Genomic DNA, 19615 nt, shown 5'->3' with positions numbered 1-19615 from the left:
TCCCCGCCTTCCAGACGCCCGAATCCGGGCATGAAACCTCGAATGAGCAGGGGTTTCCGTGCCCCTGCCGCTGTTGTTGCGCCGAACCTAGCGGCCCTGACCGACAAATGCGTGGATCTCGCGAATTATCGGGCAAGCGGTCTTGTCACGGTGCGGGCCGTGCCCGACGATCGTCGCGACGGGCGAGCGCGCGGGGGTGACGGTTCGTGGGCGGCAGGTCTTCGATCGTGATCGGCGGGCTGGCGGCGGTCCTGTCCCTGACGTCGTGCAGCGGCGACGGACCTGCGGAAACGACCCCCTCCACGGCGAGCTCCCCGTCCGCCGGCACGCCGTCCCCCAGTGCGCCGGTGGCCTGGGCGCAGGGCCTCTGCCTCGACGTCCGGGTGCCCAAACCGGACGCCCAGGTCCCGGTGCCGGTCGACTGCACCCTGGCGACGGCCGGCGTGCGGATCATCCGGCTGGTGGCCCAGGGCGAGGGTGCCGCGAAGTGCCCGCCCGACTCCGACGGCTGGCTGGACGCCCCGGCGGGCTCCCGGACGGCCTGCCTGCGCAACCGCGTCGGCCCGCATCCCGGGGACCCCGGCAAGGGCGGCGGCGTCCTGAAGGCCGGCGACTGCACGCTCATCCAGGACGGCGACGTCCAGGAACGGGCCTGCTTCGACGCCCACGGCCCCGGCAGGATCCGCTCCTTCACAAGGACGAAGAAGGCGTGCGAGCGCAGGATCTGGTCGTACGCCTACAAGTGGAACGGCTCGTACGTCTGCGTCGGCCCCGGCGAGGACGCCACGGACGTCGGCCCCAGGTACGAGCCCGGCAGCTGCCTGACCGCGCCGAAGACCAAGAAGCGCAAGACCGTGTTCGGGACCGAGACGGCCATCGTCGGCGGCCTCCGTCACCTGCGTCCGGCGGTTGTGACCCCCGATAGGCTGGCGGCATGATCTTAGTGACCGGCGCCACCGGTAACGTCGGCTCCGAACTCGTCGCCGCGCTGGCCTCGGCCGGCCGGCCGGTCCGGGCGCTCGTCCGGGACCCGCGCCGCGCCGCCCTCCCGGCCAGCGCCGAGCCCGTGACCGGCGACCTCAACCGGCCGGAGAGCCTGGCCGGAGCGCTCGACGGCGCCCAGGGGCTGTTCCTCATGCCGGGCTACGCGGACATGCCCGGGCTGCTGGCCCTGGCCCGCGACGCCGGCGTGCGGCACGTCGTGCTCCTGTCCGGCGGCTCGGCCGCGCTGGAGGACCTCGGGAACGCCGTCTCCCGCTACATGACGCTCTCGGAGCGGGCCGTGCGCGAGTCGGGTCTGGCCTGGACCTTCCTGCGGCCCAGGTCGTTCATGTCCAACGCGCTGCGCTGGCTCCCGCAGCTCGAGGCCGGCGACGTGGTGCGGGTGCCGTTCGCCGACGTGCCGGTCGCGGCCGTCGACCCGTACGACATCGCGGCCGTCGCGGCCCGCGCGCTGCTGAGCGGCGAGCACGAGGGCCGGATCCACGAGCTGACCGGCTCCCGCGCGCTGCTGCCCGCCGACCAGGTCGCCGTTCTCAGCCGGGTGCTGGGCCGGGACCTGCGGTGCGAAGGGCTGACGAACAGCCAGGCGCGCGCCGAGATGGAGGCGGGCATGCCGGTCGAGTACGTCGACGCCTTCTTCCAGTTCTTCGTGGACGGCACGCTCGACGAGACGACGGTCCACCCGACCGTGGAGGACGTGCTCGGACGGCCGCCGCGCACGTTCGAGCAGTGGGCGCGGGACCACGCGGACGCCTTCCGCAAGAGCTAGCCCGCCAGGTGGGTGGGGGCGAACATGCGCAGGGTCGCGGGCAGCACGACGACGCTCGGCCCCGGGGTCCGCAGCGCCTGCGCGAGGTCGCTCTCCAGGTCCTCCGGAGTGGTGCGCCGGGCCGGCACGCCGAAGGCCGCCGCGAGGGCGGCGAAGTCCGGCCTGGCCAGCTCGGTCCCCGTGGCGGCGCCGAACGCGTCCGTCATGTACTCGCGCAGGATGCCGTAGCCGCCGTCGTCCACGATCAGCCAGGTCACGTCGAGCCGGTGCTGGTGCAGCGTGGCCAGCTCGGCCAGGCCGTACATCGCTCCTCCGTCGCCGCTGACCGCGAGCACCGGCCCGCCGGTGGCGGCGGCCGCGCCGAGCGCGGCGGGCAGCGCGTAGCCGAGCCCGCCCGCGCCCTGCGCCGACTCCATCGGCCGCGGCCAGGCGGACCAGGCCCAGTACGCCAGGATCGTCATGTCCCAGAAGCTCAGGGCCTGTTCCGGTAGCGCGCGGTCGATGGCCGCGAGCAGCGACCGTTCGAGCGCGAGGTCCTGCGCGTCCAGCCGCGCGGCGACGCGCCCGAGCACGTCGCGTACCGCCGACTGGGCCGCCGACCGCACCGCCGGTTGGTCCCCCGGCCGGCCCGCTGCCCCGTCCCGGCCGGTACGCGCGCCCTTCACGGCCCGCGCCAGCTCCTCCAGCGCCGCCCGGGCGTCCGCGTGGACGGCCAGCGCCGGATGGTTGGACTCGAGCTTGCCGAGATCGGCCTCGATCTGCACCACCCGGCCCCGCGGCCGCATCGTGTGGTAGTTGCTGGACAGTTCCCCCAGCCCCGAGCCCACGACCAGCAGCACGTCGGCCTCCTCCAGGAACGCCGTCAGGTGCCGGTCCTCCAGCCACGACTGGAGCGACAGCGGGTGCTCCCAGGGGAAGGCGCCCTTCGCGCCGAACGTGGTGGCGACCGGCGCGTCCAGCTCCTGGGCCAGCTCCAGCAGGGCCGCCTGGGCGCCGGCGCGCACCACCCCGCCGCCGGCCAGGATCACCGGATTGGCCGCCCGTACCAGCAGGTCCGCCGCCGCGGCGACGAGCTCGGCCCGCGGGGCGAGCGGTCTCGGCGCCACCCGGAGCTCGGTCACCGCCGGGATCCCGGTCTCGGCGAGCAGCACGTCCTGCGGGATCTCCACCAGGACCGGGCCCGCGGGGGCGGTCAGCGCGAGCTCCCACGCCTCGGCCAGCGCCGGCGCGATCTGCCCGGCCGTCCGCACCACGTGGGCCGACTTCACGACGTCCCTGAAGGCCGCGGCCTGGTCCGGCAGCTCGTGCAGGTAGCCCTTGCGCCGCCCGCCCAGCCCGTCCGCGGGGATCTGGCTGCTGACGACCAGCACGGGGACGCCGGCCGCGCGGGACTCCATGAGCGCGGGGAGGGTGCCCAGCGCGCCCGGGCCGGTGGAGACCATCAAAGGCGTGACCGAGCCGGTCGCGCGGGCGTGGCCGTCGGCCGCGAAGGCGACGCTCAGCTCGGTACGGCACCCCACGTAGCGCAGGTCAGAGCGGCGCAGCGCGTCGAACAGGCCGAGCGCGTGCTGCCCCGGCTCGCCGAAGACCGTGGTGGCGCCGAGCGCGGCCAGCGACTCGACGACCAGGTCGCCGCCCGTCCGCACGGCTTGTCCCCGTGACATGGTCGGATCCTTTCCTCTACAGGACTTTGGCCAGGAAGGCCCTGGTCCGCTCGTGCCTGGGCCGGGCGATCAGCTCGGCGGCCGGTCCCGCCTCGACGACCAGCCCGTCGTCCATGAAGACGACGTGGTCGGCGACCTCGCGGGCGAACCCGATCTCGTGCGTCACCACGACCATCGTCATCCCCGCTCCGGCCAGGTCCTTCATCACGTCGAGGACCTCGCCGACGAGCTCGGGGTCGAGCGCGCTGGTCGGCTCGTCGAACAGCATCAGCTTGGGCTTCATGGCCAGGGCCCGGGCGATGGCCACGCGCTGCTGCTGGCCCCCGGAGAGCTGAGCGGGGAGGTGGCCGGCCCGCTCCTCCAGGCCGACCCGCCGCAGCAGGTCGAGCGCCTCCTGCCGGACGGCCTCGCGGGGGCGGCCGAGCACGTACACGGGCGCCTCCATGACGTTCTCCAGCGCGGTGCGGTGCGGGAAGAGGTTGAAGCGCTGGAACACCATGCCGATGTCCCGTCGCTGGTCGGCCACCTCGCGCGGGCGCATCTCGTACTTCTTGCCGCCGGAGCGGCGGTAGCCGACCAGGTGGCCGTCGACCCAGATCTCCCCGGCGTCGAGCCGTTCGAGGTGGTTGACGCAGCGCAGGAAGGTCGACTTGCCCGAGCCCGACGGGCCGAGCAGGCACACCACCTGGCCGGCGTGGACCGTCAGGTCGACGCCCTTGAGCACCTCGACCTTCCCGAAGCTCTTGCGCACGCCCCGCGCGCTGAGCAGTTCGTTCACGATCGGCCTCCGAACCGTCGTTCGAGCCGTGACTGGGCCAAGGTCAGCAGCGTGGTCAGGACGAGGTACCAGAGGCTGGCGACGATCAGCAGCGGGATCTGCTGGAAGTTGCGGCCGTAGATCAGCTGGGCGCTGGTCAGCAGGTCAGGGAGGCCGATGACCAGCACCAGGGAGGTGAGCTTGAGCATCGAGATCGCCTCGTTGGCGGTCGGCGGCACGATCACCCGGGCCGCCTGGGGCAGGATGACCCGCCGGTAGACCAGCGCGGGCCGCATGCCCAGCGCCTCGGCGGCCTCCCGCTGCCCGTGGTCGACCGAGCCGATGCCCGCTCTGACGATCTCGGCCATGTACGCCGCCTCGTTCAGCCCGAGGCCGAGGATGGCCGCGGTGAACGGCGTGATCAGCGCGTTGACCGGCGCGGAGAAGAACTCGGGGCCGAAGGGGACGCCCAGGCTGATCCGCGGCATCACGGCGCCCAGGAAGAACCAGAACAGCAGCTGGACCAGGATGGGCGTGCCGCGGAAGAGCCAGACATAGGCGGCGGCGACCCAGCGCAGCAGCGGATTGTCCGACAGCCGCATGATCGCCAGCGCGGTGCCGAGCACGGCGCCCGCCAGCATGGCCAGCGCCGTCAACTCGACCGTGAGCAGCAGCCCGCGCATGATCGAGCGCTCGAAGAGGTAGCCGGCCACCAGGTCGGGCCGGAGCGCCGGGGTGGTCACCACGAAGTTGACCGCCATCGCGGCCAGCACCGCGAGCACCGCGGCGGCCACCCACCGGCCGGGCCGCCGCAGCGGCACGATCGGCTCGGTCATGTGCTCCCGGGCGCTGGTCATGAGCCCGCGTTGATCGCGGCGTCCTTGAACGCCTGCGCCTGGAGGTTCCACTTGGCCAGGAGCTGGTCGTAGGTCCCGTTCGCGATGAGCTTCTTCAGCGCGGCCTGAACGGCGTCACGCAACTGCGGCTTGCCCTTCGGGACCGGGATGCCGACGGGAAGCGGGTCGATCGCGCTCACCGCGACCTCGAACTGCTGCGGAGCCTGCTTCACGCTGTAGGCCAGGGTCAGGTCGAGCGCGGCGACCATGTCGGCCCGCCCGGACTGCAGGGCCTGTACGGCACTCGCCTGGTCGGGGAAGGGGACCTTCTCCACGGCCGGTTTGCCGGCCCCGGCGCACTTCTTCGTGACGTCGTCCACGAGCAGGTCGCCGGTCGCGGCCTTCTCGACCGCGACCTTCCTGCCGCACATGTCGAGGGCCTCCTTGACGCCCTGCGGGTTGCCCTTGGCCACCATGAGCGCCGACCCGGACTTGAGGTAGTCGACGAAGTCCACCTGCTCCTGGCGTTCCTTCTTGTCGAGCATGCTGGTCAGGCCGAGGTCGTAGCGGCCCGCGTTGAGGCCGCCGATGATGCCGTCGAAGCTGACGTTCTCGAAGGCGAACTCCACGCCCAGCACCTCGCCGAGCGCCTTGCCGAGGTCGGCGTCGAACCCGAGCACGGTCTTGTTGTCGGTGTCGAAGAACTCCATGGGCGGGAAGGAGACGCCGGAGGCCACCCGTATCTTGCCGGCCTGCCGGATGTCGGCCGGGAGCAGCTGGGCGGCCGCCTCGTCCTTCGCGCCTGCCGCGATCTCGGTCTTGGGGGCGGCCGCCGTGGTGGTCTCCTCGGGCGCGGCGCAGCCGGTGAGGGCCAATCCGGCGAAGAGGGTGATGGCAAGTGCTCTTCTCATGTGGTGCCGTGCCTTCCCGAACAGGGGCGAATGACTACCGAGTGTGAAGGCCGTACCCCCAACCTTCAATCGGGGCAGCACTCAAGACCCGCCATATCCTTTGTGGGTGACCACAAAGGTGTCCGTGGAGGACCTGCTGCGCTCTCCCGCACTCCAGCTACGGCTCCTGGCCGGTGAGGCGGGGCTGGGGCGGTCGGTGTCGTGGGCGCACGTCAGCGAGCTCGACGACCCCACGCCGTGGCTGCTCGGCGCGGAGGTCATCATGACGACGGGGATCGCGATCCCGCGCCAGGCCGCCAAACAGCGCGCCTACCTGGAGCGGCTCGACGACGCGGGCGTGTCGGCGCTCGCCCTGTCGGCGGCGCTGCACGTGCCGCCGCTGCACGACGCGTTCATCCAGGCCGCCGAGGAGCGGGGGATGCCCGTGCTCGAGGTGCCGCTGGCCGTGCCGTTCATCGCGATCGCCCAGGAGGTGGCCGCGGCCGTGCAGGAGGACGCCAGGCAGCGCCTCGGCGCGCAGCTGCAGGTGTTCGGGGCGCTGCGCTGGCTGGCGGCCGAGGATCTCGACAGCGCGACGCTGTTCAAGCGGCTGGAGCGGCTGTCCGGATACGAGGTCTATCTGTGCACCACGCAGGGGCGGCCACTGCTGCCGGGGGTGCCGGTGCCCGACGTCGCGGTGCTGCCTTCCGAGCCGGAGGCGCCGCCCACCATCCCCGGTGGTTTCGTCCTGCCCGTGCCCGCGCCGGGAGGCCCGGCGGGCTTCCTCGTCGCCTTCGAGCGCCAGGGGGCCAGGCCCGCCGGGCTGGCCGTGGTGCAGCACATCGCCACGGTTGCCGCCCTGCAGGTGGCCATGGCCCGCAACGAGCGCGAGACGCTACGCCGCCAGGGCGCCGAGACCCTGTCCGAGCTGCTCCAGGACGTCCTCGACCCGGCCGCGGCGCGGCGGCGCTTGGTCAGGATGGGCATCCCCGTGGAGGCCGAGCTGGCCCTCCTCGTGATCAGGAACGTGCCCGACGAGGCCATCCACCGGGCGCTCGACGACGCGCCGCACCTGATGCTGCGCCGCGGCGACGACCGCTACGTGCTCGGCTCGCCCGCCCTCGGCCCGGCGATCGCCGCGCTGCCGGGCGTCGCGGCGGGCATGAGCAGGCCGTTCCCGCCGGGGGAGTCCATGCAGATCCCCAAGCGGGAGGCGGTGTGGGCGGCCTCCTCGGCGTCCGAGTCGGGACGCGCGCTGATCCACTACGGCGACGACACCACCGGCCGGTGGCTGCCCGACGACCCGTGGGCGCTCACCGCGCTGGTCGAGAACGTGCTCGGCAAGGCGCTCGCCTACGACTCCGCGCACGGGTCCCAGCTCCTGACGTCCGTGCGGACCTGGATGGAGCGTGACCGGCGCACCGAGGACGCCGCGACCGCGCTGCACATCCATCCCAACACCCTGGCCTACCGCCTGCGCAGGTTCGCCGAGCTGACGGGCCGCGACCTGACGTCCACCGCCGCGTTCGCGGAGGTCTGGCTGGCCCTGCGGGCGGGTCGCCAGCTCGGTCTCATGGACTGACGCCGCGACAGCTCGGGAGGCCCGGCCCCGGGTGGCCCGGGGCCGGGCGGGCGCGGTCAGGGCTCAGGCGTCCTCGTCCACCTGGATGGCGGCCGCCGGGCAGACGGCGGCGGCCTCACGCACGGCGGCATGCCGGTCCGCGGCGGGCTCGGCCTCCAGCAGGATGACGATGCCGTCGTCCTCGTTCTGGTCGAACACCTCCGGCGCGATCAGCACGCACTGGCCCGCGCCGCAGCACTTGGCCTCGTCCACGATGATCTTCATCTGAGTCTCCTCCTCACCAGCGGACCGGGACCTGGCGCAAGCCGCCGACCACGAGGCCCTCCACCCGGTGCAGCTCCTCCACCGGCACGGCCAGCTCCAGGGTGGGCAGCTTGCGCAGCAGCACCTCGAGGACGACCTGCAGCTCGGTGCGGGCCAGGGACTGGCCGAGGCAGGAGTGGGAGCCGGAGCCGAAGGCCAGGTGCGGGTTCGGGGTGCGGGTCAGGTCCATCTCGGCGGCCGCGTCGAAGACGCTCTCGTCGCGGTTGGCGGCGGCCATGCTGCAGATCACGGTCGTGCCGCGGGGCAGCACCGTGCCGCTGACCTCGGTCTCCTCCTTCAGGTAGCGGGGCAGGCCGAAGCCGGAGTTGGCGTCGAAGCGCAGCACCTCCTCCACCGCCGTACGCACCAGCGACGGGTCGGCCAGCAGCCGCTCCCAGCGGGTGCGGTCGGCCAGCAGCATCCCCACCATCTTGCCGATCATGTTGGCGGTGGTCTCGTGCCCGGCCACGAGCAGCCCCATCCCGGTGGCCAGCAGCTCGACGTCCGTCAGGCCCTCGCCCTCGGCGGCGCTGGCCTCGATCAGCTCGCTGAGCAGGTCGTCGCCCGGCGTCACCCGCTTGGCGGCCACGTGCTCGGACATGTACTGGATGAACTCGGCCTGCGAGGCGTCGGTCTCCGCCTGGGTGAACTTGGTCAGGTTGAGCAGGCTGTCCGACCAGTGGGCGAAGCGGTCCCGGTCGGAGGCGGGCACGCCGAGCAGGTCGCAGATCACGTACACGGGCAGGGGGAAGCCCAAGGACGCCTTGAGGTCGCCGGGGGCGCCGTGCTCGACCATGTCGTCGATGAGCTGCTCGGCGATCTGCGCCATGGCGGGCCGCAGGGCGGCCATGCGCTTGGCGGTGAAGTACTTGCCGACCAGGCGCCGCCACCGCTGGTGCGGCTCCCCGCTGTCCGGGATGATCGCCGCCATCTCGCTGCTGAACAGCCCGCCGTCGTCGTTGGCCGACAGCCGGGCCGCGTCGGGCGCGTTCAGCAGGCGGGTGAAGCGCGGGTCGGCCAGCACCTGCTTGACGTCCTCGTACCGGGTGAGCAGCGTGGCCTCGTCGCCGCTGGGCAGCGTGACCCGCGCGACCGGGCACTTCCCCCGCAGGTCCGCCCACTCGGCAGGCGGCTCCAGCGCCGCCTCGCTCGGGATCGGATAGCTCAGGACCTGCTCGCTCTGCGTCATGCGGTATCTCCTCAAAAGGGTACGGAACTGGCGATGTTGCGCTCCAGGAATACCGGACGATGTCGTCCGGTTGCTACCGTACTCCTATGCCCAACACGCGTCGACCCAACAGAGGCCCCAGCGCCGCCGCCGAGAACCGCGCGGCGCTGATCGAGGCGGCCCGCGAGCTGTTCGCCACGGATGGCTTCGACGCGCCGCTCACCTCGATCGCGCGGGCGGCCGGGGTCGGCCAGGGCAGCCTCTACCGGCACTTCCCCGACCGTGTCAGCCTCGCGCTGGCCGTGTTCGACGACGGCATCAAGGCGCTGGAGGCGCTGGCCACCGATCCCGCGGCCACGCTCGACGACGTGCTGGCGCTGACGACCGATCAGGCCATCGCCTCGACAGCGTTCATCGCGATGGTCAGCGCCACGGATCCGCGCATCATGAGCCTGCGTTACCAGGTGGAGGCGCTGCTGGAGGGGCCGCTGGCCAGGGCGCGGGAGGCCGGCCGCGTGCGCGAGCACGTCACCGCCGAGGATCTGGTGACGGCGTTGGGCATGATCGCGGGGCTGCTCGCCAAGATACCGGCGGACCTGCGGCGCGAGACCGCCGACAGGGCGTGGCTGCTGCTCCGCAAGGGCCTGGAGCCCTGATTCCCGGGGCGGCGGGCGCGGGAGGCGCCCGCCGCCTTCCGACCCGGTCGTGTCAACGCGTCCGGGTCGTGTAGGAATGGGCGCCGGCCCCGGCCAGGGCGCCGCCCTCCACGATCAGGTACTCCTCCCGGATCGGCGTGCCCTCCAGCCACGATTCGAGGATCTCGCGGGTGCCGGCGGCGTAACGCGCCTGGGCCGACAGGGAGGAGCCGGAGATGTGCGGGGTCATGCCGTGGTGCGGCATGGTCCGCCAGGGGTGGTCGGCGGGCGCGGGCTGGGGGTACCAGACGTCACCCGCGTAGCCGGCGAGCTGCCCGCTCTCCAGCGCGCGCACGATCGCGTCGCGGTCGGCGATCTTGGCGCGGGCGGTGTTGATCAGGTACGCGCCCCGCTTCATCGAGCCGATCAGCTCGTCGCCGAACAGTCCTTCGGTCTGCGGGTGGAGCGGCGCGTTGACGGTCACCACGTCGCAGTGCGGGACCATGGCGGCGGCGTCGGGGTGGAAGGTGAGCCCGAGCTCCTCCTCGACCTCGCGTGGCAGGCGGTGTTTGTCGGTGTAGTGCAGGTGCACGTCGAACGGCTTGAGCCGGCGCAGCACCGCCGTGCCGATGCGGCCGGCGGCGACGGTGCCGACGTGCATGCCCTCGACGTCGTAGGAGCGGGCGACGCAGTCGGCGATGTTCCAGCCGCCGTCCAGCACCGTCCGGTGGGAGGGCAGGTAGTTGCGCACCAGGGACAGGATCATCATCACGACGTGCTCGGCGACGCTGATGCTGTTGCAGTAGGTGACCTCGGCGACGGTGATGCCGCGGGCGATGGCGGCGTCGAGGTCGACGTGGTCGGAGCCGATGCCGGCGGTGACGGCCAGCTTCAGCTTGGGTGCGCGGGCGATGCGCTCGGCGGTCAGGTACGCGGGCCAGAACGGCTGGGAGATCACCACGTCGGCGTCGGCCAGCTCGCGGTCGAACTCCGAGTCGTCGCCGTCCTTGTCGGAGGTGACCACCAGGGTGTGGCCGCGTTCTTCGAGGAAGCGGCGCAGGCCCAGCTCGCCGGAGACGCTGCCGAGCAGGTGGCCGGGGGTGAAGTCGATCGCCTTGGGGCTGGGCAGCGTCTGGCCGCCCGGGTAGCCGGTCAGCGCGGGCAGGCCGTCCCGCGCGTATGAGGTGGGGTATCCGTCGATCGGGTCGTCGTACAGCACGCACAGCACCTTGGCCATGGCCTCTGCTCCTCGTCGTCGGGGGATGATCTCACTGTCCGCCGCCGTATATCCGCAGGTCAAAGCGTTTGTGCCTATCGGGTGATAGAGGGCTTCTATGCCAGGTGGTCGTGGGTGAGCCGGTCGAACACCTCGCGCAGGTCGAGGTCGCGGGCCAGGTCCAGCAGCGCCCGGGCCATCACCGGCTCCGGGCCCGTGCCGGCCAGGACGAGCCCCACGCGCGGCTCCCGGGCGGGCCGCTCCAGCCGGACGACGCGCATGCCTTCGGGCACCCCGAACATGTGCAGCCAGGCGTGCGCGATGACGCTGGACCAGCGGTGGGTCGCGACGTGCGCGAACAGGGCCGAGACGGTGTCGGTCTCGATCGCGGGCACGGCCACCGCGCCGGCCTGGCGGAAGTTGGCGTCCAGGATGCGGCGGTTGCGCATCTCGGGGGCCAGCAGGCACAGCGGCAGCGCGGCCACCTCCGCCCAGCGCGCCACCCGGCGCTCGGCCAGCTCGCCGTCGGACGGGGTAAGCAGCAGGTAGCGCTCCTCGTAGAGGGGATGCACCTCGCCGAACTCCTCCTCGTCGTCGAGGTACGTCATCGCCATGTCGATCTCGAACTCGGCCAGCCGCCGCGTGATCTCCCGCGACGACAGCGAGGTCAGCAGGACCCGTACGTGCGGGTAGCGCTCGCAGAACGGCGTGGTCAGCAGCGAGGCGGCGGTCAGCGCGGTCGGGATCGCGCCCATCCGCAGCGTGCCCGACAGCCCTTCGCGCATCTTCGACAGGTCCTGGCGCAGGGCGTCGGCGTCGGCGAGGATCCGGTGGGCCCACAGCAGCACCCGCTCGCCCTCCGGGGTCAGCCCGGCGAAGCGCTGGCCGCGCCGGACGAGGGGCACGTCCAGCTCGCGTTCGAGCTTGCGGATGGCCGCCGACAGCGACGGCTGGGAGACGTGACAGGCCGCGGCGGCACGGGCGAAATGCCGCTCCCGGGCCAGGGCCACCAGATACTCCAACTGGCGCAACAGCACGCCACAGGATGCCCCGCCCGCCCGCGCCGCGTCCATCCCCCCGCCGCGCGCCTTCCCGCAGCGGTCAGGGGCGGGGGCGCAGGGCGTCCAGCAGGAGCCCGGTCAGCCGGCCGGCGGGACGGTCGCTGTCGCGGGCGTGGCGTTCCATGGCGAGCGCCCCCGACAGCAGGGCCCGCAGGTCGGAGACGTCGACGTCGGCGCGGACGGCGCCGGCGCGCTGGGCGGCGCCGAGCAGGGCGCCGAAGGCCTCCCACACGTCGCGCTGGACGCCGTCGGACGGCTTGACCGGCGATCCGGCGGCCTCCAGGGCGTCGCACAACGCCTTGTTGAGCATCGCCTGATCGATCACCCGGCCCAGGAACGCGAGGAACTCCTCGCCGGGCCGCTCCGCCGCCGAGAGCGTGTGGGCCTCGTCGGCGAACTGCCCGATCCGGTCGTGGATCACGGCCTCGAACAGCGCCTCCTTGGAGGGGAAGTGCCGGTAGACCGTGCCGGCGCCGACGCCCGCCCGCCGGGCGATCTCGTCCAGTGGCACCGCCATGCCCTCGGCCGAGAACGCGGCCTCGGCGGCTTGCAGCACGCGGTCGCGGTTGCGGCGGGCGTCGGCGCGCAGCGGCTTGTCCGGCGTCATCGGTGGCTCCCTTCTAGACAAACGGGGCGCGCGTTCCGTATCGTCCAATCATGAAACGGGGCGTGCGTTCCGATTCTATTCCGTTCTCTCCGAGGGGATTCACCATGTCCGAGAACCTTCAGGCGGTCGTCGAGCACCTGCGCCAGGCCCTGGCGGGCAGGGACGCCGACGCCTTCACCGCCGTGTTCGCCGACGACGCCGTCTATGAGCTGCGGTTCGGCATGCCCGGGCAGCCGCGCCGATTCGAAGGCGTGCAAACCATCCGAGAGCACATGAAACAGGGCGCCTCTGGCGGGATCGCGCGGCTGCTGAGCTTCGACGACGTCCACGCCACCGTCTACGAGGCCGCCGACCCGGAGGTGGTCGTCGTCGAGTTCGAGCCGGAGGGCAGCGCCGGCGGCACGCCGTTCCGGTTCGCCTCGTCCCTCGGGGTGATCCGCGTCCGCGACGGCGCCGTGGTCTCCTACCTCGACTACCCCAACGCCGTGGGCGCCGCCGAAGCCGTCGGCATGCTGCCCGAGCTGGCGGCCGTGCTCGCGCCCGTGCGGCCCGGGAGCGCCAGGGAGGTCGCCGCGCGGCTGATCGAGGTCTCGGCGACCGGCGACTACGAGGCGATGCTCGCCCTGTACGCGCCGGACGTGGTCATCGAGATCCCGTTCGCCCCGCCGGGCGTGCCCACGCGTTCGGTCGGCAGCGACCTCCTGCGTGCCCGGGTCGAGGCGGTGAAGGGGCTGTGGCGATTCGAGCGCGCGGACGCGGTCAACCTGCTGGAGACCGCGGACCCGGACGTGGTGGTGGCCGAGTTCACCCTGCACGGGTCCGTCACGGCCACGGGCAGGCCGTTCGCCTCCACGTACGTCATGATCGTGACGGTGCGGGACGGGCTCATCGTGCACTCGCGCGACTACGGCAACCCGATGGCCTCGGCCGAGCTGATGCGCGAGGTGGCCGGCGCGTGAGAGCCCCGGTCAGGGGGCGGTGAGCACCTCGATCAGCTGCTTGGCGAACTCGTCGGGGGCGTCGGTGAAGCTGTGCCCGCCGGGGAACTCGACCAGCCCGAGCCCGAGCCGCTCCGCCAGCAGCGCGGCCGGCCGGTACGGCAGGTGCCCCCTGGTCTCGCGCCCGGCGGCCAGGACCAGCCGGTCGGAGACGCGGCCGAGCGCGGCCAGGTCGGGGACGTAGGACGTGAACTGCCGCAACTCATGCTCCATCATGATCGGAGCGTTGTTCATCAGCCGGGTCATCATCTCGGCGGCCCGGGGCGGCAGCGAGGCCGGGTCCGGCAGCGGCCGGAGGGTCCCGCCGATGCCCTCCATGAACCGGGCGGACGCGGCCGCGAGCCCCTGCTCGCGGAAGAGCCGGTGAACCTCCTCGACGAAGGCCCGCTGCGCGGCGGCGTCGGGGAGGACGGCGAAGCACGGCGGCTCGTGGGCGACCAGGCGGCGCACCCGCTCGGGGTGCCGGGCGAGCAGGTCGAGGCCGACGATGGCGCCGCTGCTGCCGCCGAAGACGCAGGCGGGCCGGTCGGGGGTGACGGCGTCGAGCAGCCGGCGGGCGTCCTCGCTCTGCACCTCGACCCGCTGGTCCACGGCCGGGCCGTCGAGGCGGCTGCGCGAGTAGCCGCGCGGGTCGAGGGTGATGAGCGTGAAGTGCTCGGCGAGCGGGCCGGCCAGTGCGTCGAAGACCGCCGCGTCACCGCCGCCGCCGGGCAGCAGCAAGAGTGCGGGTCCGTCGCCGCTGACCTCGTAGTAAAGCCTGGCGCCTGGTACGTCCAGCGTGGCCATGATGATCCCCTTTCGGTCGCTCCTAGGGATGCTAGCCTATTTCCTAGAGTCCCTAGGTTTCGTGGCCGCGCGGAACGCATCACAGCTGCCTGGACGTACCGAGAGGGGCTACTGGGGGGTGAAGGGGAGGTAGACGGTGCGGGCGTCCTTGCGTGCCCGCCGTGCCGCCGGGATGCGGGCGGTGGTGGTGGCGGGGAGCAGCCCGGCCGCCTCGTCCCAGGGGAAGAAGCCGAAGTCGTCGAGCTCCGAGACCTGCAGGACGATCTGGCTCGGATCCGTGACCGTGCCGCCCTCGAACAGGAAGTTGGCCATGCTCTGCGGCCGGTCGCCCACCGGCAGCACCCAGTCCACCACCAGGAGCCGGCTCACCGTCACGCGCAGTCCGAGCTCCTCCTCGACCTCGCGGACCGCGCACTCGTGGGGGTGCTCGTCGGCCTCCATGATGCCGCCGGGGATCGCCCAGTGGGGCCGGTAGTTGGGCTTGACCATGAGGACCCGGTCCTCGGTATCGGTGAGCAGCACGCACGCCGAGGCGTAGAACGCCGGAAGGGTCGCGTACCACTCGGCCGGCTCCAGGAACGACTTGCTCATCCGTCCACGCTACCCGTTCCGCCCCCGGGATCCCGGTAGCGCCGGGCCGTCTCTCAGCGCGCCGGCCCGGCCGCCCCGCCGGCCGCGCGCTCGGGGGGCACCCCCGCCCCGATCAGGATCGCGGTGGCGGCCCCCGGTCCGGAGTCCTCCCACAGGCCGGCGTTGACGCTCTCCAGCAGCGACAGCATCAGGGCGCCGAGGGCGGGCGCGAGCACTTCGGCGGGCAGGTGGTCGTGGAAGACGCCGTCGGCCTGCCCGCGCCGGACGGCGTCGCGCCGCGCCGGGTCCGTCAGGCTCGCAGTCACAGGACGCACTCGACCGCCTCTCCCGCGTCTTCCCCGAGGTCAGCGGCACGTCGGCGCGGATGGTGGTGGTGATGCCGGAGCGCGCCCGCGCCGACGTGCCCGCCGTCGGGAGCGCGGTGGAGGCGGCCGTACGGGACATCGAACGGCTCGACCAGGTCGCGGCGGCCGAACCGCCGCTGCCCACGCACGGCGCGATCATCGCCCTGCGGCCGCTGCTCTGAACGCTTCTTAAAGGGACCCGAGGCCCGCGGGCTCCGGCGGGCCAGGGACCGTCGGGTTCCAAACCTGCGCCGAGATATGGCGGGCAAAAGTTGTGGTGTACGGCTTTTGTGGCTTTTTGGGTGAAATGTAACTCCCGTGTTCTCAATGGCTGCCCACACTGGAGAGGCAGCCGGGGTGCGAGCCCGGGGCTGCGTTCGAGCCGTGGCAGGTCCGCCCGCCGCGGCACTCCGAACTCGGGGGGATCACAGTGAAACAAGTGCTTCTCGCGGCGGCGCTGGCGCTGGCCGCCGGTGCCACTGGTACCGCCGGCGCAGCTGTCCACACGCGTACGCCGGTGCCATCGCCGGAGGAAACGACCGCCGCCCCGGAGATGTCGCCGACTTCGCCAGAGATGTCGCCCACCTCTCCGGAAATGTCACCCACTTCTCCGGAAATGTCGCCCTCGCCGACCGCGACCGCCGCCGCCAGCCCGTCCGGACCCGGCTGCTCCGCGATCGAGGGCAACCTGGCCGAGGTCGCGGACGAGCCCGTCGGCACCGCACTCTCCAAGATCTCCGAGCTGTCCAAGCTGTCGGAGGCGGTGAAGAAGGCCGGGCTCGAGGAGAAACTGGACTCCGCCACGGACATCACGGTCTTCGCGCCGGACAACAAGGCGTTCGACGCGATCCCGAAGGAAGCCCAGGACAAGCTCATGGCCAACAAGGAAGCGCTGACCAAGCTGCTGTCCTACCACGTCGTGATGGGCAAGAAGGCGCCGTCCGACCTGGTCGAGGGCGCCACGCTCAAGACCATGCAGGGCGGGTCCCTGACCGTGAAGGGCTCCGGTGAGAACCTCACCATCAACGATGCCAAGATCGTCTGCGGCGGCGTGACGACGAGCAACGCCACCGTCTACATCGTCGACAAGATCCTGCTGCCCCACTGACGGGATCTGCCCTATCGGGGAGCGCGGTCGCCATCGGCCGCGCTCCCCGCCGGCTCCTGTCCTTCCCATGCCAGGGTTGCCGGCCGCGACTGGGGCGGTTGAGCGATCGCTTAAATCGGTCTATGGTCTTATTAAGCAGTCGCTCAAAAGGATGTCGGGGGTGCGGGTCGTGCCTGCTGCGGTCGTGGTCGGCGGGGGGATCGGAGGGCTGGCGGCGGCGATCGCGCTGCACCGGATCGGGTGGCGGGTGACCGTGCTGGAGCGGGCCGTCGAGTTCGGCGAGATCGGGGCGGGGCTGGCGCTCTGGCCGAACGCCACGCGCGCCCTCGCCGCATTGGGCCTGGCCGACCGGGTGCGGGCGATCGCCGGCGTGGAGACCGTGGGCGGGGTACGGGACCGGGCCGGGCGATGGCTGTCCAGGACCGACAACGCCGACGTGACGAGGCGTCACGGGTGGCCGCTGCTCATGGTGCACCGGGCCGAGCTGGTGCGGGTCCTCGTGGCGGCACTGCCGGCGGACCTCCTGCGGCCCGGCGGCGAGGTGCAAGCCGTGCGGCCGGACGGCGACGGGGTGGTGGTCGAGTATCGGGACGTACGGGCGCGGGTGGACGGCGCGGGGGCGATGGTCGAGCACCGGGGCGGGCGGGTCTGGGCGGGCGGTGAGGAGGAGCCGGCCGAGCACCGAGCCGGGCGGGTGCGGGCGGATGGTGCGGGGGTGGTGGTCGAGCACCGAGGCGGGCAGGTGCGGGCGGACCTGGTGGTGGGGGCCGATGGGATCCGTAGCCGGGTGCGGCGGCAGGGGTGGCCGGAGTCGCGGGCGCCTCGGTATGCCGGGTGTACGGCGTGGCGGGCGGTGACCGAGCCGCTGGGCGGGCGAGGCGCCGAAGGGGCGATTTTCTGGGGGCGCGGAGAGCGCTTCGGGTTCGCCGCGCTGCCGGACGGGCGGTTCTACTGCTTCGCTGCGGCCCGGGCGCCCGAAGGCGGCGAGGAGGACGCGTACGCGGGGCTCGTGAGCAGGTTCGGCGGCTGGCCCGATCCGGTGCCCGAGTTGCTGGCGGCCGTGCCCGAGGACGCCGCGCTGCGCCACGACGTGTACGCGATGCCGCCGCTGGCCACGTACGTGCGGGGGAGGGTGGCGCTGCTGGGGGACGCGGCGCACGCGATGGATCCGGCGCTGGGGCAGGGGGCGGGCACGGCGCTGGAGGACGCGGTCACGCTGGCCGCCGGCCTGCGTTCGGACCGCGGAGTGGACGTGGCGCTCGCACGGTACGACCGGGTGCGGCGGCCTCGTACCCAGGCGATCGTGCGCCGATCGGCCCGGATGGGGGCGGCGTCCCTGATGGCGTGGGGACCGGGGGCGTGGTCACGGAACCTCGCCGCCCGCATGGTGCCGCCCGGGCTGCTGCTGCGGTCGATGGATCCACTCCTCGGGTGGACGCCACCCGAGTCGGCGGAACGGGGCACCGACCCGCTGCCCGAGCTCGATGGAAGGCCGGACGGAGGGCCGGGCGGAGGGTCGGGCGGACCGCCGGGCGGACCGCCGGGTGGAGGGCCGGGTGGAGGGTCGGGCGGACAGCCGGGTGGAGGGCCGGACGGAGGACGGGGTGGAGGGCCGGGGAGCGATGCCTGACTGGACGTACCAGCCGCTGCGGGGGATAGCGGGGGCGCTGCTGGGCGTACGGCGGTCGCGGCGGGTGGCGCTGCGGACGCTGGCCTGGACGGGATCGCTGCCCGGCGGCGGGCGGGCGGTCGCGCGGTTGCTCGGGCATCGGCACCCGCCCGCGCATCTGTCGGGCACCGTGGGCGGAGTGGCGGTGCGCAGCCGGCTGGGCGCGGCGGTGCCGCCGGAGGTGGCCCGGGACGCCGTACGTGCGCTGCCGCCGCTCGGGGCGGGGCTCATCCTGGTGGAGCCGGTCGGGCTCGCGGACGTGCCGCTGGTACGGCAGGCGGCGGCGGGCAGGCGGGTGCCGCTGCTGGTCCGCACGGGGGACCCGGCCGTGACCGCCGCCCTGGCAGCACACGTGGACGCGATCCTGCCGACGGACGACGAGGAGCAGCACCGGCCGGAGTGCGGCGTGGAGGAGTCCCGGGCAGAGCGCGGCGTGCCCCGGGGGGAGCGCGGAGTGGAGGAGGGTGAACTTGAGCGCGGCGTGGGGGTGGGCGGGGCCGAGTGTGGTGTGGGGGTGGGTGAAGGGGGCATCGTGTTGCCCGCTTCCCCGGCCGTTGGAGCGGCGGTCCGCATTCTTGCCGATCCCGCCAAGATCGTGCTCGCCACACCGGCCCTGCTGATCGAGGCAGGCCCCGGGTGGTTCGGTCGGGTGATGGAGGCGGCGACCCCCACCGCGCCCGCCCCCTCGCTGCGGGCCGTCGGCCGTGACCCCCGCCGGTGGCCCGGCTGGTGGTGGGGGCTGGTGACCGGTGCCGTCATCGCGGTCGCCGGGCTCGTCGCCGCGGCGGTCGCGCTCGGGCCGGTGCTGCTCTGGTACGACCGCGCCTTCCTCGACATGGACCAGGAGGCGTTACACGCCGTCAACCACCACCTGGTCCACTTCCTGCGGCACGACCGGATCACGCTGGCGGGCACGATGGTGGCCGTCGGCGTCCTCTACCTCGGACTCGCCGCCGGGGGCATGCGCCGCGGGTGGCCGTGGGCGCGCGAGGCGTACCTGGTCTCGGGGGCGATCGGGTTCGCCGCCGTGCCGTACCTCTTCACCCACGGGTACGTGGAGCCGCTGCACACGGCGCTGGCCGTCGTGCTCCTCCCCATGTTCCTGGCCGCGGCCCGGCGGCCCCGGGAGCGCCCGCGATGGACCTCCCGCCCGGACGGACCCGAACGCGAACGCCGCCGGGCGCTCACCGGCCAGCTCCTCATGGTGGTCACCGGGGTGGGGCTGTTCGTCGGCGGCGTGGCCGTGTCGGCCGTCGGTCTCGGCGGCGTCTTCGTCCCGAGCGACCTGGAGTACCTGGGAACGGGACCGGACGCGCTGCGGGCGGCGGCCGGGACGCGGCTGCTGCCGTTCGTCGCGCACGACAGGGCCGGGTTCGGCGGGGCGCTGCTGGCCGCCGCGGCGGCGATCACCCTGCTGAGCGCCTGGGGATGGCGGCGCGGTGAGTCGTGGGTGTGGTGGACGCTGACGCTCGCGGCCGTCGCCGGGTTCGTGCCCGCCGTCCTCACCCACCTGGCCATCGGGTACGTCGACCTCTGGCACCTCGCGCCGGTCCTGTTCGGGATGGCCCTCACGGCGACCGCCCTGACGCTCTCCCGCCCGTACCTGTGCTCCGCATAGTGCTGGTCGCC

General features: G+C 73.1%; 21 protein-coding genes. 9 read left to right on the top strand and 12 right to left on the bottom strand.

The window, feature by feature from the left end:
• The first annotated feature begins 206 nt into the window (after positions 1-206).
• On the top strand, positions 207-938 hold the full coding sequence (locus tag AB0J87_RS26935) for a hypothetical protein (protein ID WP_363969420.1): 732 nt from the start codon (positions 207-209) through the stop codon (positions 936-938).
• On the top strand, positions 935-1771 hold the full coding sequence (locus AB0J87_RS26930; RefSeq protein ID WP_363969418.1) for an NAD(P)H-binding protein: 837 nt from the start codon (positions 935-937) through the stop codon (positions 1769-1771). The genes AB0J87_RS26935 and AB0J87_RS26930 overlap by 4 nt, the downstream gene beginning before the upstream one ends.
• Here AB0J87_RS26930 and AB0J87_RS26925 read toward each other — a convergent pair.
• Genes AB0J87_RS26925 through AB0J87_RS26910 form a run of 4 tightly spaced genes read right to left on the bottom strand, consistent with a single transcriptional unit; the run spans position 1768 to position 5939 of the window.
• The gene (locus tag AB0J87_RS26925) at positions 1768-3435 is read right to left on the bottom strand and encodes a thiamine pyrophosphate-binding protein (protein WP_363969416.1); all 1668 of its coding nucleotides are present in this window, start codon (positions 3433-3435) and stop codon (positions 1768-1770) included. The genes AB0J87_RS26930 and AB0J87_RS26925 overlap by 4 nt on opposite strands.
• Positions 3436-3451: 16 nt before the next feature.
• Complete coding sequence (locus tag AB0J87_RS26920; RefSeq protein WP_363969414.1) at positions 3452-4213, bottom strand: amino acid ABC transporter ATP-binding protein; 762 nt, start codon at positions 4211-4213, stop codon at positions 3452-3454.
• Positions 4210-5049: an amino acid ABC transporter permease gene (locus tag AB0J87_RS26915; RefSeq protein ID WP_363969412.1), complete on the bottom strand. Its 840-nt coding sequence runs from the start codon at positions 5047-5049 to the stop codon at positions 4210-4212. The genes AB0J87_RS26920 and AB0J87_RS26915 overlap by 4 nt, the downstream gene beginning before the upstream one ends.
• Positions 5046-5939, bottom strand: coding sequence for an ABC transporter substrate-binding protein (locus AB0J87_RS26910; RefSeq protein ID WP_363969410.1), 894 nt, complete (start codon positions 5937-5939; stop codon positions 5046-5048). The genes AB0J87_RS26915 and AB0J87_RS26910 overlap by 4 nt, the downstream gene beginning before the upstream one ends.
• A gap of 106 nt (positions 5940-6045) precedes the next feature.
• On the opposite strand from AB0J87_RS26910, the gene AB0J87_RS26905 reads away from it, so the two are divergent.
• Positions 6046-7500 (top strand): PucR family transcriptional regulator, encoded by a 1455-nt coding sequence (locus AB0J87_RS26905; protein ID WP_363969408.1) that lies wholly within the window; start codon positions 6046-6048, stop codon positions 7498-7500.
• Between the two features lie 63 nt (positions 7501-7563).
• On the opposite strand, the gene AB0J87_RS26900 is transcribed toward AB0J87_RS26905, so the two are convergent.
• Together AB0J87_RS26900 and AB0J87_RS26895 are read right to left on the bottom strand one after the other, a co-directional pair.
• The gene (locus AB0J87_RS26900) at positions 7564-7764 is read right to left on the bottom strand and encodes a ferredoxin (RefSeq protein ID WP_363969406.1); all 201 of its coding nucleotides are present in this window, start codon (positions 7762-7764) and stop codon (positions 7564-7566) included.
• Positions 7765-7777: 13 nt separating this feature from the next.
• Complete coding sequence (locus tag AB0J87_RS26895) at positions 7778-8992, bottom strand: cytochrome P450 (protein ID WP_363969404.1); 1215 nt, start codon at positions 8990-8992, stop codon at positions 7778-7780.
• A gap of 86 nt (positions 8993-9078) precedes the next feature.
• Between AB0J87_RS26895 and AB0J87_RS26890 the strand changes: the two genes are divergently transcribed.
• A complete protein-coding gene (locus tag AB0J87_RS26890; protein WP_350732174.1) occupies positions 9079-9627 on the top strand; it encodes a helix-turn-helix domain-containing protein in 549 nt (182 codons plus the stop codon).
• A gap of 52 nt (positions 9628-9679) precedes the next feature.
• Here the strand turns inward: AB0J87_RS26890 and AB0J87_RS26885 are convergent, their stop codons facing one another.
• The 3 genes from AB0J87_RS26885 to AB0J87_RS26875 form a co-directional block, all read right to left on the bottom strand.
• Positions 9680-10843, bottom strand: a complete 1164-nt coding sequence (locus AB0J87_RS26885; protein ID WP_363969402.1) for an NAD-dependent formate dehydrogenase — start codon at positions 10841-10843, stop codon at positions 9680-9682.
• Positions 10844-10938: 95 nt separating this feature from the next.
• Entirely contained in the window at positions 10939-11853 is a 915-nt protein-coding gene (locus AB0J87_RS26880) for a LysR family transcriptional regulator (protein WP_363969400.1), read from the bottom strand.
• A gap of 70 nt (positions 11854-11923) precedes the next feature.
• Positions 11924-12490 (bottom strand): helix-turn-helix domain-containing protein, encoded by a 567-nt coding sequence (locus tag AB0J87_RS26875; protein ID WP_363969398.1) that lies wholly within the window; start codon positions 12488-12490, stop codon positions 11924-11926.
• A gap of 104 nt (positions 12491-12594) precedes the next feature.
• Between AB0J87_RS26875 and AB0J87_RS26870 the strand changes: the two genes are divergently transcribed.
• Positions 12595-13449, top strand: coding sequence for a nuclear transport factor 2 family protein (locus AB0J87_RS26870; RefSeq protein ID WP_363969396.1), 855 nt, complete (start codon positions 12595-12597; stop codon positions 13447-13449).
• Between the two features lie 9 nt (positions 13450-13458).
• On the opposite strand, the gene AB0J87_RS26865 is transcribed toward AB0J87_RS26870, so the two are convergent.
• From AB0J87_RS26865 to AB0J87_RS26855, 3 genes are all read right to left on the bottom strand, one after another.
• A complete protein-coding gene (locus AB0J87_RS26865; RefSeq protein WP_363969395.1) occupies positions 13459-14274 on the bottom strand; it encodes an alpha/beta hydrolase in 816 nt (271 codons plus the stop codon).
• Between the two features lie 108 nt (positions 14275-14382).
• Complete coding sequence (locus AB0J87_RS26860; RefSeq protein WP_363969393.1) at positions 14383-14865, bottom strand: NUDIX hydrolase; 483 nt, start codon at positions 14863-14865, stop codon at positions 14383-14385.
• 53 nt (positions 14866-14918) lie between these two features.
• Positions 14919-15170 carry a hypothetical protein gene (locus tag AB0J87_RS26855; protein ID WP_363969391.1) on the bottom strand — a complete coding sequence of 84 codons (252 nt, stop codon included), beginning with the start codon at positions 15168-15170 and terminating at the stop codon, positions 14919-14921.
• Positions 15171-15241: 71 nt separating this feature from the next.
• Here AB0J87_RS26855 and AB0J87_RS26850 point away from each other — a divergent pair, with 71 nt between their 5' ends.
• From AB0J87_RS26850 to AB0J87_RS26835, 4 genes are all read left to right on the top strand, one after another.
• Positions 15242-15391, top strand: coding sequence for a hypothetical protein (locus AB0J87_RS26850; protein WP_363969389.1), 150 nt, complete (start codon positions 15242-15244; stop codon positions 15389-15391).
• A gap of 413 nt (positions 15392-15804) precedes the next feature.
• A complete protein-coding gene (locus AB0J87_RS26845) occupies positions 15805-16317 on the top strand; it encodes a fasciclin domain-containing protein (RefSeq protein ID WP_363969388.1) in 513 nt (170 codons plus the stop codon).
• 169 nt (positions 16318-16486) lie between these two features.
• The gene (locus AB0J87_RS26840; protein WP_363969386.1) at positions 16487-17947 is read left to right on the top strand and encodes an FAD-dependent monooxygenase; all 1461 of its coding nucleotides are present in this window, start codon (positions 16487-16489) and stop codon (positions 17945-17947) included.
• Positions 17874-19604 carry a hypothetical protein gene (locus AB0J87_RS26835; RefSeq protein ID WP_363969384.1) on the top strand — a complete coding sequence of 577 codons (1731 nt, stop codon included), beginning with the start codon at positions 17874-17876 and terminating at the stop codon, positions 19602-19604. Before AB0J87_RS26840 ends, AB0J87_RS26835 begins: the two co-directional genes overlap by 74 nt.
• Positions 19605-19615: the final 11 nt, after the last annotated feature.

It is taken from the genome of Nonomuraea sp. NPDC049625, assembly GCF_040675285.1.
Taxonomy (GTDB): Bacteria; Actinomycetota; Actinomycetes; order Streptosporangiales; family Streptosporangiaceae; genus Nonomuraea; species Nonomuraea angiospora_A.
Note: the sequence above shows the minus strand (reverse complement) of the source record. Positions and strands in the feature narration are given on the sequence as shown.

Coding starts and splice junctions, on each gene's coding strand:
- AB0J87_RS26895 (WP_363969404.1), bottom strand. CDS start 8,992: ATGACGCAGAGCGAGCAGGTCCTGAGCTATCCGATCCCGAGCGAGGCG.
- AB0J87_RS26865 (WP_363969395.1), bottom strand. CDS start 14,274: ATGGCCACGCTGGACGTACCAGGCGCCAGGCTTTACTACGAGGTCAGC.
- AB0J87_RS26870 (WP_363969396.1), top strand. CDS start 12,595: ATGTCCGAGAACCTTCAGGCGGTCGTCGAGCACCTGCGCCAGGCCCTG.
- AB0J87_RS26925 (WP_363969416.1), bottom strand. CDS start 3,435: ATGTCACGGGGACAAGCCGTGCGGACGGGCGGCGACCTGGTCGTCGAG.
- AB0J87_RS26930 (WP_363969418.1), top strand. CDS start 935: ATGATCTTAGTGACCGGCGCCACCGGTAACGTCGGCTCCGAACTCGTC.
- AB0J87_RS26890 (WP_350732174.1), top strand. CDS start 9,079: ATGCCCAACACGCGTCGACCCAACAGAGGCCCCAGCGCCGCCGCCGAG.
- AB0J87_RS26885 (WP_363969402.1), bottom strand. CDS start 10,843: ATGGCCAAGGTGCTGTGCGTGCTGTACGACGACCCGATCGACGGATAC.
- AB0J87_RS26910 (WP_363969410.1), bottom strand. CDS start 5,939: ATGAGAAGAGCACTTGCCATCACCCTCTTCGCCGGATTGGCCCTCACC.
- AB0J87_RS26845 (WP_363969388.1), top strand. CDS start 15,805: ATGTCACCCACTTCTCCGGAAATGTCGCCCTCGCCGACCGCGACCGCC.
- AB0J87_RS26900 (WP_363969406.1), bottom strand. CDS start 7,764: ATGAAGATCATCGTGGACGAGGCCAAGTGCTGCGGCGCGGGCCAGTGC.
- AB0J87_RS26875 (WP_363969398.1), bottom strand. CDS start 12,490: ATGACGCCGGACAAGCCGCTGCGCGCCGACGCCCGCCGCAACCGCGAC.
- AB0J87_RS26915 (WP_363969412.1), bottom strand. CDS start 5,049: ATGACCAGCGCCCGGGAGCACATGACCGAGCCGATCGTGCCGCTGCGG.
- AB0J87_RS26860 (WP_363969393.1), bottom strand. CDS start 14,865: ATGAGCAAGTCGTTCCTGGAGCCGGCCGAGTGGTACGCGACCCTTCCG.
- AB0J87_RS26850 (WP_363969389.1), top strand. CDS start 15,242: ATGCCGGAGCGCGCCCGCGCCGACGTGCCCGCCGTCGGGAGCGCGGTG.